Here is a 16,154-nt window from a genome sequence, read left to right as displayed (position 1 = left end):
CTGCGCGCTATGCAAGCGAACACCACCGCTTCGCGGTGGTGTTGCGCTCACGCTCCGCGTGAGCGGAGCGGGCGGCTTCGCCGCCCGCTCAACCTCTCGGCTTCGCCGAGAGGTTGATGCTTCGTCCGCTGCGCTCCCGAAGCCGACTGGACTCCGTCCAGTCAACCTGGGGCTTGCGCTTCGCTCCAGCCCTGTTGGGTAAGTTCGCTGCGCTCTCTTGCCCAACGGCCCTTCCGGCTTCGCCTTCAGGGCTTCAAGGCCCGCTGGCGCGGGCCAGGCTGGCTGCGGGGGTGGGGGTCGTTCGTTGGTGGCGGATACCAGTGTGGTGCATGCATCAGAGAGATGCAGCATGTAGCATTGGTGAAAACAAGGCACACCCTCCCACCACCTGAACGCTCCTTCGAATTCGAGAGAAACGACCGCATGAGTGAATCTACCGGAAAGACATCCGCGCTGGGCCGCGATTCCGTGCGCAGGTGACGCAGTGCCAGACGGTGGGCGCTTGCGCCCGGTTGAAGCTGTTCGCGCTCCTGGAGGCGCGGGGCGCGTCCAGGAGCGGAGCGGATCGCCTGGTGCTGCGTTGGGGGCCGGGGCGGTTGGCTGGGGCGCAGTGCGAGGTCGTTGACTGGACGCATGGCGTCGGCCTCTTCGGGCCCGGGGTTCGCAGACGGCTGGGATGAGGGCGTGATGGCCGTGAGCGAGGTCTTGGTAGGCGTGACGGGCCGGGGCTTGTCCAGCGGGGACGTCATCTTCTGTGCGTGCGTGCGAGGCCGGGCCTGCGACCCGGACAACCTGCCCGGGGTTCAAGCGCGGACGTCGGACGGGACGTCCGGCGGCCGGCATCTCGCGGGTGGGTCGGTCTGGGGTGACGCCGTGCGCTTGCTGTCCGGATGCGGCCGTCTGAAAAACCACGGGATTTCGGGTATCGGGGAGGCGCGGAAATGTCAGCGATTCCGCTCAAGGAACACCAGGTAGACCAGAAGTCGAGTTTCCGGAAGTGGGTGGGATTTCCTGCAAGATCTTTTGTGCCTCCGGAGGGGGCACGTGCCACCGGGGTGTCTGCGACCGGGTCTGGGAAGACGATCACGGCCGCTGCGAGTGCGCTGGACTATTTCCCCGAGGGTCGGATTCTGGTGATGGTGCCCACGCTGGACTTGATCGTGCAGAGCGCGCAGTCCTGGCGCCGGGTCGGACACCGCTCCCCCATGGTCGCGGTGTGCTCGGTGGACAACGACCCGGTGCTGAACGAGCTCGGGGTGCGCACCACCACCAACCCGATCCAGCTCGCCCTGTGGGCCGGCAAGGGGCCGGTCGTCGTGTTCGCTACGTACGCCTCCCTGGTGGACCGGGAGGACCCCACCGACCCTACGGGGCAGCGGAAGGTCCGTGGGCCTCTGGAGACGGCCCTGGCGGGCGGAGAGGGGCTGTACGGCCAGTCGATGGCAGGGTTCGACCTCGCCGTCCTGGACGAGGGGCACATGACGGCCGGGGACATCGGCCGGCCCTGGGCGGCGATCCACGACAACAGCCGGATTCCCGTCGACTTCCGCTTCTACCTCACCGCGACTCCGCGGATCCTGGCCGCGCCGCGGCCCCAGCGCGGCCGGGACGGCCAGGAGCTGGTGATCGCCTCGATGGAAGCCGGCTCCCGCACCTACGGCACCAGGATCTTCGACCTCGGACTGGCGGAAGCGGTGGAACGCTCGATCCTCGCAGGGTTCGAGCTCGACGTGCTGGAGATCCGCGATCCGGATCCGGTTCTGGGGCTGTCGGAGGACGCGTTGCGCGGGCGGCGCCTGGCGCTGCTGCAGGCCGCGCTGCTGGAGCACGCCGCAGCGAGGAACCTGCATACCGTCATGACTTTCCACCAGCGGGTGGAAGAGGCCCGGGCGTTCGCCGAGCAGGTGCCGCGTACCGCTGCTGAGCTGTTTGCCGCCGAGGCGTCCGAGGCGGCTCTTGCCCGTGCGGAGGAGTTGCCGGCCTCCTCGATCGACGCGGAGCTGTACGAGCTGGAGGACGGCCGGCACGTCCCGCCGGAGAGGGTGTGGGCCGACTGGCTGTGCGGGGACCACCCTGTCGCCCACCGGCGGGAGGTGATCGGACAGTTCGCCAACGGCATCAACGCCGCGGGCAAGCGGGTGCACCGGGCGTTCCTCGCCTCGGTGCGGGCCCTGGGGGTCGGGGTCGACATCACCGGGCTGCGCGGCGTGGAAGCGGCCTGCATCGTCGGGTCCCGTAGCTCGCAGGTCGACATCGTGCAGAACATCGGGCGGGCGCTGCGTCCGAATCCGGACGGCAGTGTGAAGACCGCGCGGATCATCATCCCGGTCTTCCTTCAGCCGGGCGAGGACCCGAAGGACATGGTGGCCTCCGCCAGTTACCAGCCGTTGGTCGACATCCTCCAGGGCCTGCGCTCGCACTCGGAACGCATGGTCGACCAGCTCGCCTCCCGCGCCCTGACCCGCGGCACCGAGCGCCGACGTCTCCATGTCCGGCCGGCTCCCGGTGGCGCGGGGGCGGAGGGTGGGGAGGCGGAGGGTGGGGAGGCGGAGGGTGGGGAGGCGGAGGGTGGGGAGGCGGAGGAGGCAGTGAGCGAGGGGCAGCGGGAGGTGGATCGTGTCGATGCGGTGGTGGTGAACTTCGCCCGGCCTCGCGACGCCGCCGACGTCGCCGCGCTGACCCGGTGCCGCGTCATCCGGCCCGAGTCGCTGGTGTGGCTGGAGGGCTACCAGGCCCTGCGGCGCTGGCGGGCCGAGAACGAGATCACCGGGCTGCACGCCGTGGCCTACGACGTTGAGGCCGCGGCCGGGTCCACCGACGCTTTTCCGCTGGGGCGGTGGGTGCACCAGCAGCGGCGGGCACTGCGCGCCGGCGAACTCGACCCCCACCGCAAGGAGTTGCTCGACGAAGCCGGGATGGTGTGGGAGCCGGGCGGAGAAGTGTGGGAGGCCAAGCTCGCCGCGCTCCGCTCCTACCGGCGCGCCACCGGACACCTGGCCCCCCGCCAGGACGCCCTTTGGGGCGAGGGTGAGGCGATGGTGCCCATCGGGCAGCATCTGGCCAATCTCCGCCGCAAAGGCGGGCTCGGGAAGGACACGGAGCGGGCCGTTGTGCGGGCGGGGCAGCTGACCGCGATCGACCCGGACTGGAACTGCCCCTGGCCGCTGGACTGGCAACGTCCCTACGCCGTTCTCCGTGACCTCGCCGCCGACGAACCCGCCGGTGTGCTGCCGGACATCCCACCCGGGGTGGTCTTCGACGGCGATGACCTCGGGCGGTGGCTGGCACGGCAGCGGGAGGCGAGCACCTGGGCGCAGCTGTCCACCGAACAGCGGGAACGGCTCTCCAGACTGGGCATCAAGCCTCTTGAAGGGGCATCTGCCGCCCCGACGCCGAAGCGCGCGGCCGCGGGGCCCGGCAAAGCCCAGCAGGCCTTCCAGCGGGGCCTGGCAGCCCTCGCGCAGTGGGTGGAGCAGGAGGGCTGCCAGCCGCCGCGCAAGGCGGTGGTGGCTCTGCCGGACGGGACCGAGACCAAGGTGGGCATCTGGTACGCCAACCAGAAGCAGCGCCGCAACAAGCTCACCCAGGGGCAGCTGGAGGCGCTACGCGAGCTGGGTGTGCAGTGGGTGTGACGCCGGCAGTCGACGGTGGTGTGCCAGCTCGGACCGCAAGTGCATGAGGCCCCGGGACGTCAGCGCACGTGGTGGTTGTTGGTGTCGGCGATGTACACGTCGCCGCCGTACCCTCCGATGACCATGGACCTTGTCTTCACCGCAGGGCCTGCCGTATATGCCGCTACAGGGGCGCCGGAGTCGTTGACGACCGCGAGCGAGGCCGGAATGGCCTCCCGCCGCTGACGACGAGCGTGGGCCCCGTCCACGTAGCGCAGGCTCAGGGTGCCTAGGTCTTCGGGCTTGGCCTCGCTCACGTCAATGATCTCGAACGGCTGCTTCTCCTCGGGCATGCGCCCCTCCCCTCTGTAATCGGGCTCTGACGGTCTGCCGCGAATATCGGGCTCTGACGGTCTGCCGCGAATCGTGTCACGCCGTGGCTGCGCGAGCGAGGACGCGCCCCGTGAGCCCGCCGCGGCCCATCGGACAGCTCCTGGCACGCCTCCAGGTTCCGCGGTGTCACGCGGGCTGCTGCGGTGGTGTCGGGGCCTGCGTCGATGCCAGGCGCAGGACACCGCATGTACCTGGGGCTTTGTGCGGATCAGGCGGTCGGTGGACCGGCTGTGCAGTTGGCTGGTCCGCGGTGGGCGCGAATCGAGCTGTTGCGTCTGGTGATCCCAACGAAACGGCCTACTGGTCGGGGCGCCGGGGGAATCCCGCCTCCGGGCGACCCGACCACTCCGGAATGACCTTCGCTGGGGCGGTTCAAGGGCTTGCGGAAGAATTCGGTGCCCCGGCCGTGCGTGCCCAAGGTCCCGCTCGCCTGCCTGGTGAGACAGCCATCGGCCTGAAGGCCGCCACGGGGCGCCGTGTCCGGCATGCGGGTGCGGCCCCGGCCGTACTGCGTCCCGTCACGGGACCGGGGCCTGTCCGGCACTCCGTTCCGGCGCGGGCGGGGACGAGCCTGGCCCGTCCCGCGAGTGAAGTGGCCACGGCTGTGCCCTTGTTGGGTCTTCGCGTCGGTTTCTGAATGCGTGAGGGGCGGCCGTCGGCCGCCCCTCACGCTTTGCCCTTCCCGGCTGCCGGGCAGCCGGGACGAGTTTGCTGACCACGCCGCGCTCGACATCGCCTGTGCGCACGCCAACTCCGCCGGCGACGAACTGGGCACCGCCGCCGGCGCACTCCTCGCTGCCGCGTGACCCGACGTCGATATGTCATCGGGAGAGCCGCGTGTTCCAGCGAGGGCCAGGCCGCAGGGGCTCACACTGCTGAGGAGCCCGGCCGACTGGCCGGCTCGCGCGCCGGACGGTCAGCCCCAGTCGTCCGGTCCCGCGGGGGCGTATTCCTGGTCCTCGTGCACATCGCGCGGGGCGTACATGTGCGGAGGTTCCCAGCCGGCAGGCAGTCCCTCGACGAACCGCAGTGGCTGGTCCGCGCTGCGGTAGACGACGGTTTGCCCTTCCTCACGGCACGGCAGGCACGGCAGGCTCGGCAGCGCCAGGGCGTCTCATGGTGATCCACTGGACACGGTCGCAGCTGGAGCACCCGACGGCGGAGCCCAGATCATCCAGTACTCCTACAACAACGACCACAACCAGCTGTGGAAACTCCGGACCGCGGGGACGGCACCTGCCACCTGATGAACATCCGCAGCGGCAGGCCGTGCCCAACAGCTACGGCGGCAAGGACAATGACAACCCCGTCATCCGGTGGAGCACCACCCCAACGCCGACGACCGGAAAGGACGCACCGAGGACTTCTCAGACCTGTCCGAGGGGCATGCGAAAGCCCCGGCGGCTCATCGTTCAGCCTAGCGGCGGGCGGCCTGACGGCGGGCACGAAGACGGGCGGCCTGACGGCGGGCACGTCTCCGCCAGCGCCTCTCAGACAAGATCGCTGGATCGTCCTGCGGGCGACGGTCTCCGGGCAATTGCAGTCCACCGACAGGCCGTTGGGCTATTCCCTCACTTCCTGGAAAGTGAGGCGTGCACTTAGGCTGCGTACGAACAGAAGGCCGAAGGAGGTATCCATCATGCGCGAGATCGAGATCAAGCCTCTGCCCGTCCAGCGGGAAGAACACCGCACCGGTGCTTTCCTTCACAAGTGACCCGAGGGCGAGGCCGGCGCGGCACCTGCCGGGCCGGCCCATGCCCTTGGCAGATCCGGGAGCAGCCCCGTGAAGGAGAGGAAAGAGGCGCGACAGCGGCGGCCGAGGGGCTTGACATGCCACTGACACCAGGGGGACTTCCTCGCCCATACCTACCGGGGCCACGCCCCGGTCGCTCTGCATCCCTCGACCGCTGAAATCCTCAACGCCTTCAACACCCGGACCACCCCCACCAAGGCGGCCGAAGCTCTGGACCACCTGCATCCCGAGACGGTGGTGAAGGCAGCCGGAACACTGCTCGAATGCGGCCTGCTGGCCGGGGAAGGCAGCCCCGAGGCCGAAGAGGACGAGCGCCTGGCGGACGCCTGGGGCCCCTGGTCACCGGAAGCATCCTTCTTCCACTACGCCACCCGCGACGTCCCCTTCGAGACGGCCACCCCCGAGCTGCGTCAGCACCTCACCCGCGACGGGCGTCCGGCGCTGTTCACCGAGTACCCCGAGGCCGACCGCATCCTGCTGCCCCGTACACCGGACCCTCGCCTGTCCGCACCGCTGGAGCAGACCCTCTACCGCAGGCGCACGCACCGCTCCTTCAGCAGCCGGCCGGTGAGCCTGCACGATCTCGCGGTCCTGCTCGCTACCGTCTTCGGCCCTGCCGAGTTCATCGACGGCTTCGAGTACGGCGCCCTCATCCGGCGCACCAGCCCCTCCGGCGGAGCTAGGCAAGAACTCGACGCCTACCTCGCCACCCCCAACGTCGCCGGCATCCCCGCCGGTCTGTTCCACTACAACGCCCGCGAACACAGCCTGGAGCTGCTGCGCGAAGGCTGCACCCACACCGAAGCCGGAGCGCTGTGCGCGCACCAGGAGGGCACCGACCAGGCGGCCTTCATCATCTTCGTGACCGCCGCCTGGGAACGCATGCGCGTGAAGTACCGGCACCCCCGCGCCTACCGGGTCAGCCACCTGAACGCCGGACACCTCGGGCAGACCTTCGCCCTGGCAGCCACCGCGCTGGGCCTGGGCCCGTTCCAGAGCGCCGCCTTCGACGACACCGCCGTCGAGAGCCGCCTCGGGCTCGACAGCACCACCCACAGCACCCTCTACGCCCTCGCTGCCGGACACCCCGCCCCCGGCACTGCGACCGACACCGCCGACCTGAACGCCTTCCGGCACACGACCCTGCGCCACGGACAACCGGGACAGCCTGACAACTGACCCATCGGACAACCTCGCCGGCCCCGCGAGCCGCTAACCGCTCTCCCCGCCGCCCGGCCTGCCCGGAACCGCTGTGGCGCCGGGCAGGCGTTCGCCGCGGGCCGGTACCCCGTCGGCCGCTACGCGTCGTACCGGCCGACGAGATCACCGATGACCGGCAGCCCGCACTCCGGCGTCGCCGCTCCAGCCGCATCGGCGAAGGAGAGCCGCGAAAGACACGCTCGGCGTCCGGGCCGGCGGCGCGTAGGCCATCGGCCGCCGGTCGGCCCGGGTGAGGCCGGCGGTGGAGTCGGCCTCGGGTACACGGTCGCAGTCCGCGCCCAGCCCGTACCTCACGCGCTGGAGCCGGGCAGGCGTCCGGCATTCCGGACTGGCCCGCATGTGCGGGTCCAGACGCTCCCGAGCAGGAGTCGGACGAATCGGCAAGGCTTCTCCTGTCTCTCCTCCCCGAGAGCGAGCGCGGACCCGGCGGTCGCCGTACGCGGCAACCCCATCGCGGGTCGCCCCGTCTGCCTCTGTCACGGACAGTTCGCACTGACGCCTCACAGACGGACGAGCTCCTCGTGCTCCGCCTGGAGCGGCGGCGGTGTTCACGCGGTCGTCTCCCCTGCGCCGCTGGTCGGCCGGCGAGCGCGCCACGTACCTGTAGCGGCTGCCACGACGCTCAGGACGCTGAGTGGGACGGCGAGTGGGAGACCGCCGTGAGCCGGCACCAGCCGACTCACGGCGGCCTCAGCCGGCTCACGGCGGCCTCAACTGCTGCTGCCGAGCTCCGGCAGCGTTCCGCCGGCCGATCGGCGTCACCACTGCGCTGGCTGCGCCGGCAACTGTGGAGAAGCCGCCGGCCACTTGCCACACCCGCTCCAGCGACGGGTAGGCCAGCGCCAGTACTCCGCAGCCCACCGCGGCCACGAACAGGGCCGCTGCCACTGCGCCGCCCTACCCCAGGAGCGCCGCATGGCCGGTGCGTCCGGCGCCACGGCCCGGCCCGGCTGCGGGCACCGAGGCGACCGCGTACGCCGCTGCAAAGCTGCGTACGAGAACGCGTAGGCGGTGACTACGAAGACGCGTAGGCGGTGACTCGGCCGCAGGGCGGGGGCCCTCTACGGGCGGCTGGAAGGCAGCAGGGGAAGGCAGCAGGCAGCAGGCAGCGCGAACGGCACCAGGGCGGGTGCCGGGGGCGCGCCAGGGTGGTCTGTGCGGGCACCTGACGGTGAGTCGGGATCGTCGTCTTCACCACCACTCCCCGGCACGATCGACCGCCACCCTGCTCCATCCCGACGGCCGTGCCCTGACCGGACCGGAGTGGGCTGAGGCCGACCACCGCCTCGTCCGCGCCACCCGCACCGAATTCCCCGGCGACGAGCTCGGCTGCCGCTGGGGCGCCGTCCAGGCCCAGCCTCTTTCTGGGGACCTGGCTCCGCCATGGTTCCAGCGCCGCCACGGGCCCTGTGGAACGGGCCTGTCCGGTAGTCCGCTACCGGCGCGGGGGGCGCGCCTCGATCCGGTGGTCGAAGGCGGCACCGCCGACGCCGACCGTGGTCACCCCGCCGTCGACGGTGAGGACGGCCCCGTTGACGTAGGACGCGGCAGGCGACAGCAGCCAGTCGATCGCCTCGGCGACCTCCTGCGGATCGCCCGGCCGCCCGGCGGGAGTCAGCCGGTTAGCCTCCTCGTACGCCGCTTCGGCACCGCCCGCCAACCCTGCCTCCGCTGCGAACCGCGCCATCCGCTGGTCGGCCATCTCCGTACGCACCCAGCCCGGGCACACCGCGTTGGCCCGCAGCCCCTGCGACCCGTAATCGACGGCGAGGGAGCGGCAGAGGTGGAGCAGACCCGCCTTGGACGTCGCATAGGCGGCGTTGCCGACGCTGTTGCGGAGCGCGGCGACCGAGGCGACCGCGACCACCGCGCCGCGGGCCGCCAGCAGATGCGGCAGCGCGGCACGCAGCAGCAGGAACGGGCCGGTGAGGTTGGTCCTCATCACCTCTTCCCAGTCCTCGACCGCGGTGTCGGCGACCGCGCCGCCCCGCCCGATTCCGGCGTTGAGCACCACACCGTCGAGTCTCCCGTAGGCCGTCACCGTCGTCTCGACGAGCTCGCGCACGGCCTCGGGGTCGGCGGCGTCGGAAGGGTGGGCCAGCGCTCCGGTCTCCTCCGCCACCCGGCGCAGTGGCTCGGGCCGCCGCCCGGAGATCACGACCTGGTGCCCGGCGGTGCGCAGCAGCCGGGCGGTGGCGGCCCCGATTCCCGTTCCCCCGCCCGTCACCAGGACAACACGCTGTTCCGACATGCTCGTTCGCCTCCGAAGTGGTCAACTTCCGGTTCCCCGCACCGCGAGCATACGAAGCGCCGGCACCGCAGGGCCGACCGGGTGCCGCTGCCGTCGGCACCGCGACTGGGCGCGGGGCGGGGAACAACTACGGCGAAAGGCAGACGGCGAACAAAGCGGTGATTAATCATCGGTGGAACGGTGTGGGCGGAACGGTGTGAGGGCGGAGACTTGCGGCAGAAGCACCCCGCATCGAGACGGTCCTGCTCGAGCTGTCTCGGAGATTGTCTTGCCGGACCGGAGCGCGGACGGCTTTCGCGGAAATCCGGTAAGTACTCGCTCGGTGGCGCCACTTCTGCTCCTCGTTTCCTGTTCAGGGCAGCCCTGTCGGGTCCCTGTCCGGAAACCTCGGGGCACCCCACCCGTGTGGAAACCGCTGTCCGAGCAGCTGATCATGCAGCCATGGCCGGGTAGCCGGTCCAGGGGAAGATGGGGAAGATTGAGCCTGTTCCGCTCCGGCGGACACCGGCGGTGTGCTGTTCAGGCTTCGAGGACGGCTTCGAGGACGGCTTCGTAGCAGGCGGGCTGCAGGAGGCACCTGCCGAGGTGTTCAGAGGGCACCGCCGCATACATAGATCGGGGGTCTGCCTGCCAGGGCAGCACGATCGGTGGCGGCGATCGCTGGGGAGATCTGGTGGGATCCGGCTCCTGTCGCGGATGCACCAAGGTGTGAGCAGTCCTGCCGGCAACTTCCGGTGAACGAGGTTCAGTTCTCCGCCGTCGACGAATGCAGTCACCCCCGGCGCGTGCACGGCGGCGAACCTCAGCTGTGTCGCCGCACAGGTTGCGTTGGCGTCACATACCAAAGGGTCGCGGACGGCTGTTCGCCAGCTGGCAACAAGACGAGGCTGACCGGCCCGGAGAGGTTCAGGAGGGGTGTCCGGCTCCGGCCCCGAGGGCCAGGACCTGCTGCACCGCATCCGCCGGCTCGGTCGCTGAGGCCCCGCCACCGCAGCCGCCCCGCCGAACACAGCGCGCTGACGGCCGAGTTCGGGGAATGCGCCGCGGCGGTAGGGCACACCCTTGGTCGATCAACCCCAGTCGGGCTCGCCCATCAGCGCCAGGTCCGGGCCAGGTCCGGTCTCACGTCAGGGCCAGCAGTACGTTGAAGAGGATGCACAGGCCTCCGAGGGAGATCGGTGCCAGAATCGCGGCGGCCGTACGGAATCCGCGGTGGCGCCGCAGCCGAGGAAGAAACCAGCTGGTCAACAGTAGCCCCAGGGGGAGGACGAGCCCGCACCCGAACACTTTGAGGCCGAGCGAAAAGGTGCTCCGCAAGGGAAGCCGGCCGGGCAACTCCTCACCGTGCGGCACAGATGATCACGAGGACCATGGGTCCGGGACGGCAGTGCCGGAGCGGGTGGCCGAGCAGAAAGGACCTGCGTGGGTTAATCGTCGATGCACTTGGGGTACTTCGAGCCCCGGTAGCAGTCATGGTAGTCGTACTTGCTGACCCGGAACTTCTTCTCCTCGCCCTCCTTCTTGGGATCGACGACCAAGTAGAACTTCTTCCCGTCCTTGGTCTTGCCGGTGACCCGGCCTTCAGGGCCTTTACCGAAGTCCTGCGCGCACCCGGCGAGTGCAAGGCCGGCGACTGCCACGAGGACGGGGACGAGAATGAGGCGACGCATGTCGTGCTCCGATCAACTGTGAAAACGAGGGCAGTCTAGGGGCCGCCCCGTAGCTACTGGTCACAGGGGAGATGATCTTGCCGTGGTCAGGTGCGATCAGAGCATCGGAGCTTCCTGGAGAACCGCACTCCAACTACTGACACCTCGCCAGTTGGGCGAGCTGGTCCATCATCGCGCCATCACGAGGGGTGGCCCCTGTGTGCAAGGGCCACCCCTGGAGTCTCCCGTTCGAGGGCCGGGACCACCACCTCGGGTCGCTTCGTCGTGGCGGCAGCCGGGCCACCGGGCTGGGTCAGCCGGGCTGGATCCGGCCGCGCCAGGCTCCGGATTCGACGCCTCGGTGCTCGATGTAGTCCTTGAAGCGCCGCATATCGCCCTTGACTCGCCGTTCGATGGTTCCCGACACGTCGGCGGCCTTCTCCGCCACGCCCGAAGGGTCGATGTCCATCACCAGCTCCACCCGGGTATGGGTCTCATCCAGGCGCTGGAAGCTGACCAGGCCCCTCTGCCGCGTCTCGCCGGTGGTGGTCCGCCAGGCGATACGGTCGTCCGGGAGCTGGTCAACGATCTCGGTGTCGAACTCCCGCTGCACGCCGCCGATTTTGACGGTCCAGCGGTTGCGCCCGTCGTCGAGCTGGGTGATCTTCTCGACACCCTCCATGAACTTCGGGAACTCCTCGAATTGCGTCCACTGGTTGTAGGCGGTGTGGACCGGGGCCTCGACGTCCACCGTTTCCTTCACCGTGCTCATTGCTACGCCTCCTCAGTGGTGACTTACGCGGGTGACGAAGCCCGCGACGCGCATCTCGCGCAGTCGAGCGGGTGCCCGGTGACCGGCGTCTTAGTCAGCGACCGGAAGGCGTCGCAGCCACGAGTCGAGAGCCGCATAGTCGTTCTCGGTCAGCCCAAGGCGGGCATCGACGCGGTGCAGCAGGGCATGTCCCGGGTGGTGGGCGGCGACCCAGGCCCGGTCGGTGTCGGTGACCTCGTCATCGACCCAGATGAACGAGCGCCCCGCCGCCCATTCGACGAGCGCGCGGGTCTTCCAGTGCAGTCCGTTGCGTTCGTCCCGGTCATCGATGTCGGACGGCTCCGGCCACACCACCACAGCGAGCTGCGGGAGACCAAGCACGGGAACGATGCATTCATTCGCGTCATCCATCCATGTCGTGGCCCAGACGAGCTCGCACCGGAGCGCGGCCAGTTTGCCTCCGTGCTCAGGATTGATCCTGGTCAGGAGCGGATTCGCGTCGGCCTCACGCAGATCGAGAGCTGTCTCATAGGTCGGATAGTGCTGCGGCTCCGCGCCGAACGGGATGAGCGGACCATCAACATCGAGGAACAGCAGCGGACGCCGCACAGAGCCAGTCACGGCAGCACAGGATAGCCACGGGCACCACCCTCGGTCGCCTCGATGAGGACGGCTGACGGCTGACGGCTGACGGCTGACCCTGTTGCCGTCCGATCCTGTTGCCGACTCGGATGAGATGACAGCCCCTCATCGATTACTGTGCCGCCATTTCATCTCTCGTGAGCATCCACGGGCCTCACGACCCGCACCTGCTGGCTTGTGGCTGAGCGCCGGCGTCACAAGGCAATCGGCCGGTATGCCAAGGCCCGGCCGACCACTTCCTCAGCCGACATCTCCCGCTCCGACGGCCAGAAGACCAGGCCGCTGACGTAACCGGACGGACAGGCCAGAGCACTGTCGAGCCTGTCCAACCAATCGTTCACCTCGTCTTCGGAGGCGGAGTCCGCCGCCATGATTCGCTGCACGAGCGCGACCGCTTCCGCCCGGCTCATCTCCACCACACTCATCGGGCCCCTCCCTCGGCGCCACCACAGCGGCCTTTCCGACGTGCATCCCCCTACCGCGGCCTCACGCCCAAGGGGGCCTGCCGCCGGAGGCCCAGCGGGCGAGGCCGCGGCCGTCGATGAGGCGCAGCGCCTTGGGCAGCATGGCGTTGGTGCGCTCGGCGTCTGCGGTGAAGGCGCTGGTGGTGATGATGGCCGCGCCGACACAGTGGTGGATGTCCCGGTACGTGCCGTTGATCTTCATGACCTCTTCGGATCCGACGCGGCCTTTCCAGCGCTTGCACTGGAGGAGGTAGCGGTCGCCGCTGTGGAGATGGACCAGGACGTCGAGGCCGCGGTCGTTTTTCCCGCCGGAGACGTCGGTCCTGCGGACGGCGGGGTCGCGGCGGGCGAGGTCTGCCATGGCGTGTTCGAACTCGGTGTAGTCCATGGCCTGGTAGGCGGCGATGGTGTGGGTGAAGTCCCGGCGCGGACCGGCTCCCGCTGCGCCGGCCAGGCTCGCGGGGAGGCGGAGTCTGCCGGTGCGGGCGAGGTAGACGGTCAGGGCCGCGGCGGCTGCGAGGACGAGGACAAGGGTGCTGGTGACGGGGTAGGTGCTCACGGCTGCGATGACGAAGGCCCCGATGAGGAGAAGCGTGAAGGCTTTGGCTTCGTGTGCGCGGCGGCGGGCGGCTTGGCCACGGGGCCGGCGCTTCGGGCGGGTCGTGCGCCGGGCACCGGCGGGACGTCGGGTCGTGGTGGCACGTCGGGTGGCGGCGGAGCGCCGGGCACCGGCGGAACGTCGAGCGGCGGAGCGGCGGCGTGCGGGTGTGGCCATGTGGTTCCCCCCGGAGATGCTGTCTTACTTTCTGCTCGGTCCTTCTTTCTCCTCAGTGTTGTGGGGGGACGGACCTTCGGCGGGCGGACCGGGCGAGGTTGGCTGATTGTGCTGCGTGGTGGGCGTTGCCGCCGGTCCCCGGCCGTGTCCGGGGGAGGAGGTGGAGCCGCCTCTCGGCGACCGGCAACGGCAACGGCAACGGCACGCACTGCGCCACGCGATCGGCCTTTCGGGTGACCTCGCGCTCGGAGTGTTGCCTTCGCCGTCACCGGAATGGGTTACTTGGTCCGTCCGATTCCGGTGGGCCGCCCATCCTTTCCGGGGGAGTGGAAGGCGTCCTGCCCGTGTCGGAGTCTCGTTCGTCATGACGAGGCGCCGAGCGCGCTCCTCCGTTGAGGCATGCAGGTAACGGCCGTGTCGGCGCCCCCATGTGCGCCACATGGTGCGGCCGGCCCGCGAACTGGTCTGGAGCCGTCACGCATGCTGTTCGCCCCGCGCACCTCATCGGCCCGCGCCACGCGGTCGGGAGAGCGCGCCCGGTCCCGCTCCACTCCGTCTCGCCTCGCTTGGTGGTGCGCCGCCCCGCGGGAGCCGTCGATGCGGAAGCCGTCGATGCGGTCATCGGAAGCATGACGCGAGCGAGGACGGTCTCATGCTGACACCGGAGCGCCCCAACGGGCCCTTTCTGATCACCGACCGGGACGGGAACTGCATCGCCGTCATCGACCCGGTCTCCCGCAAGGTCGTGCCCACCTTGAGCGCCCCGGTCCCGCTCGTGGCGCGGGGGGCGGGGGATGACCTGGTGCTCCGTACCACGGTGGACCGCGCGGACCTGCCGAGGGCGCTCGACAGCGGCACGCTGCTGCACGCCCTGCCCGGCGCACAGGCCCGGGCGGCCGGCGCATCGGGGCTGATCGGCACACCGGAGCTGATGGGCACACCGGGACTGCTACGGCAGCCCGGCCTCGCCGGCCGGGCCGACGTGCCCGGGCTGCTGAGCCTGTCCGGGATCTTCCCCGACCAGGGCTCCTACAGCGGCGGCACCCTGGTGACGATCGTCGGGCGCCACTTCACCGGCGCCACCGCGGTGCACTTCGGCGCCCGGCCGGCGGCCGGCTTCTCCGTCCTCGACGACCGGACCATCGTCGCGGTGACCCCCGCGGGCAGCGGGGCGGTCCCGGTCACCGTCACCACACCCGTAGGCAGCACCCGCGTCGGGTACTTCTTCTACCTGTACTGGCCCAGCCTTTCGCGGCTCATCCCCTCCGCCGGCCCGGTCGGCGGGGGCAATGTGGTGGAGCTGGTGGGCGCCAACCTGAGCACCGCACTGCTGGTGCGCTTCGGTGACGCGATCGCCTTCCCCACCGCGGTGTCCGAGGGGCAGCTGCTGGTGACCGCTCCCCCGGTGGCGGGGCCCGGTACCGTGCCGGTCTACCTCACCACCATCGGCGGGGTGAGCAACCGACTGCTCTACACCTATGCCGCGGCGCCGTCGGTGACCGGCGTCAGCCCGGGCACCGGGCCGACCGCGGGCGGTACCACCCTGGTGGTGACGGGCACCGGCCTCAGCCAGGTCACCGCCGTCACCGTCGGCGGTCTGCCCGCGGTGTCCTTCCGTGCGTCCTCCGACACCCTGCTGCTGGTGGTGACGCCCCCGGGGACGCCGGGTCCGGACGACCTCGTCATCACCACCCCGGGCGGCAGCGTGACCGTGTCCGGCGGCTTCGGCTACCAGGCGCCCACGGAGACGGCCGTCAGCTCCGCGCCCGGCCCCTCCGTTGTGGGGGAAGCGGTTGCCTTCACCGCCGTGGTGACGGGGGTTCCGCCCACCACCGGCACCCCGTCGGGCACCGTCACCTTCGACTTCGGGGACGGCTCGGCCCCCGTTCCGGCGGCCCTCACCGGCGGCACGGCGACGGTCAGCCACGTCTACACCGCTGCGTCCGGGACCCCCTACGAGGTCACCGTCTCCTACGGCGGCGACGTCTTCTTCATCCCGTCCAGCGGAACGGACACCCAGGTGGTCGGGGCGGCCTCGACCACCACCACCGTGCAGTCCGCCCCCGATCCCTTGGTGGCCGGGCAGTCCGTCACCCTCGTCGCGCGGGTCGCCCCCGTACCGCCGGGGGACGGGGCGCCGGGCGGCACGGTGACCTTCGACTTCGGCGACGGCACGCCCGCCGTCACCGCCCCGCTGGCGGGCGGTGCCGCAACGGTCAGTCACGCCTACAGCGACGCCGCCGAGGACCCCTACGCGATCACCGCCGCCTACAGCGGGGACGGCAACTTCACCGCCTCGACGGGCACCGACACCCAGGCCGTCCAACAGGCCACCTCCGCCACGGATGTGAGCCTGGCGCCGAACCCGTCGGTGGCCGGCCAGCCGGTCACCGTCACCGCGACGGTCACCACTGTCCCGCCGGGGGCCGGTACGCCGACCGGCACGGTCACCTTCGACTTCGGCGACGGCACAGCGCCGGTCACCGCCCCCCTCACCGGCGGGGCGGCGGCCGTGGACCACGCCTACGCCGACGCGGCGGAGGCCTCGTACACCGTCACCGCCACCTACAACGGCGACGGCAACATCGCCTCCTCGGCGGGGACGGCTCGCTGACGGTCGGTC

Annotated in this window: 12 protein-coding genes; 4 read left to right on the top strand and 8 right to left on the bottom strand. The window is 70.4% G+C overall.

Annotated features, from left to right (window positions below):
• The first annotated feature begins 941 nt into the window (after positions 1 to 941).
• Positions 942 to 3,632, top strand: a complete 2,691-nt coding sequence (locus OHS81_RS37275) for a DEAD/DEAH box helicase (RefSeq protein WP_328381209.1) — start codon at positions 942 to 944, stop codon at positions 3,630 to 3,632.
• Between the two features lie 59 nt (positions 3,633 to 3,691).
• On the opposite strand, the gene OHS81_RS37270 is transcribed toward OHS81_RS37275, so the two are convergent.
• A complete protein-coding gene (locus tag OHS81_RS37270) occupies positions 3,692 to 3,964 on the bottom strand; it encodes a hypothetical protein (protein ID WP_328381211.1) in 273 nt (90 codons plus the stop codon).
• A gap of 681 nt (positions 3,965 to 4,645) precedes the next feature.
• On the opposite strand from OHS81_RS37270, the gene OHS81_RS37265 reads away from it, so the two are divergent.
• Entirely contained in the window at positions 4,646 to 4,810 is a 165-nt protein-coding gene (locus OHS81_RS37265) for a hypothetical protein (RefSeq protein ID WP_328381213.1), read from the top strand.
• A gap of 1,181 nt (positions 4,811 to 5,991) precedes the next feature.
• Positions 5,992 to 6,936, top strand: a complete 945-nt coding sequence (locus OHS81_RS37260) for a SagB/ThcOx family dehydrogenase (RefSeq protein ID WP_328381215.1) — start codon at positions 5,992 to 5,994, stop codon at positions 6,934 to 6,936.
• Positions 6,937 to 7,677: 741 nt separating this feature from the next.
• On the opposite strand, the gene OHS81_RS37255 is transcribed toward OHS81_RS37260, so the two are convergent.
• The 7 genes from OHS81_RS37255 to OHS81_RS37225 form a co-directional block, all read right to left on the bottom strand.
• On the bottom strand, positions 7,678 to 7,866 hold the full coding sequence (locus OHS81_RS37255) for a hypothetical protein (RefSeq protein ID WP_328381216.1): 189 nt from the start codon (positions 7,864 to 7,866) through the stop codon (positions 7,678 to 7,680).
• A gap of 547 nt (positions 7,867 to 8,413) precedes the next feature.
• On the bottom strand, positions 8,414 to 9,229 hold the full coding sequence (locus tag OHS81_RS37250; protein WP_328390799.1) for an SDR family NAD(P)-dependent oxidoreductase: 816 nt from the start codon (positions 9,227 to 9,229) through the stop codon (positions 8,414 to 8,416).
• 1,427 nt (positions 9,230 to 10,656) lie between these two features.
• Complete coding sequence (locus tag OHS81_RS37245) at positions 10,657 to 10,899, bottom strand: hypothetical protein (RefSeq protein WP_328390797.1); 243 nt, start codon at positions 10,897 to 10,899, stop codon at positions 10,657 to 10,659.
• Positions 10,900 to 11,191: 292 nt separating this feature from the next.
• Positions 11,192 to 11,650 carry an SRPBCC family protein gene (locus OHS81_RS37240; RefSeq protein WP_328390796.1) on the bottom strand — a complete coding sequence of 153 codons (459 nt, stop codon included), beginning with the start codon at positions 11,648 to 11,650 and terminating at the stop codon, positions 11,192 to 11,194.
• Positions 11,651 to 11,740: 90 nt separating this feature from the next.
• Positions 11,741 to 12,271, bottom strand: a complete 531-nt coding sequence (locus OHS81_RS37235) for an HAD domain-containing protein (RefSeq protein ID WP_328390794.1) — start codon at positions 12,269 to 12,271, stop codon at positions 11,741 to 11,743.
• Positions 12,272 to 12,486: 215 nt separating this feature from the next.
• Entirely contained in the window at positions 12,487 to 12,717 is a 231-nt protein-coding gene (locus tag OHS81_RS37230; RefSeq protein ID WP_328390792.1) for an e9imm peptide, read from the bottom strand.
• Positions 12,718 to 12,778: 61 nt separating this feature from the next.
• Complete coding sequence (locus OHS81_RS37225) at positions 12,779 to 13,315, bottom strand: restriction endonuclease (RefSeq protein WP_328390790.1); 537 nt, start codon at positions 13,313 to 13,315, stop codon at positions 12,779 to 12,781.
• An 868-nt stretch (positions 13,316 to 14,183) separates the two neighbouring features.
• On the opposite strand from OHS81_RS37225, the gene OHS81_RS37220 reads away from it, so the two are divergent.
• Positions 14,184 to 16,145 (top strand): IPT/TIG domain-containing protein, encoded by a 1,962-nt coding sequence (locus OHS81_RS37220; protein ID WP_328390788.1) that lies wholly within the window; start codon positions 14,184 to 14,186, stop codon positions 16,143 to 16,145.
• Positions 16,146 to 16,154 lie beyond the last annotated feature (9 nt).

Origin of the sequence: Streptomyces sp. NBC_00400, assembly GCF_036048035.1 — a bacterium.
Lineage (GTDB): Bacteria > Actinomycetota > Actinomycetes > Streptomycetales > Streptomycetaceae > Streptomyces.
The sequence above is the reverse complement of the archived record's forward strand: the minus strand, read 5'-3'. Positions and strand labels throughout refer to the sequence as shown.

Coding starts and splice junctions, on each gene's coding strand:
- OHS81_RS37270 (WP_328381211.1), bottom strand. CDS start 3,964: ATGCCCGAGGAGAAGCAGCCGTTCGAGATCATTGACGTGAGCGAGGCC.
- OHS81_RS37240 (WP_328390796.1), bottom strand. CDS start 11,650: ATGAGCACGGTGAAGGAAACGGTGGACGTCGAGGCCCCGGTCCACACC.
- OHS81_RS37220 (WP_328390788.1), top strand. CDS start 14,184: ATGCTGACACCGGAGCGCCCCAACGGGCCCTTTCTGATCACCGACCGG.
- OHS81_RS37250 (WP_328390799.1), bottom strand. CDS start 9,229: ATGTCGGAACAGCGTGTTGTCCTGGTGACGGGCGGGGGAACGGGAATC.
- OHS81_RS37275 (WP_328381209.1), top strand. CDS start 942: ATGTCAGCGATTCCGCTCAAGGAACACCAGGTAGACCAGAAGTCGAGT.
- OHS81_RS37245 (WP_328390797.1), bottom strand. CDS start 10,899: ATGCGTCGCCTCATTCTCGTCCCCGTCCTCGTGGCAGTCGCCGGCCTT.
- OHS81_RS37230 (WP_328390792.1), bottom strand. CDS start 12,717: ATGAGTGTGGTGGAGATGAGCCGGGCGGAAGCGGTCGCGCTCGTGCAG.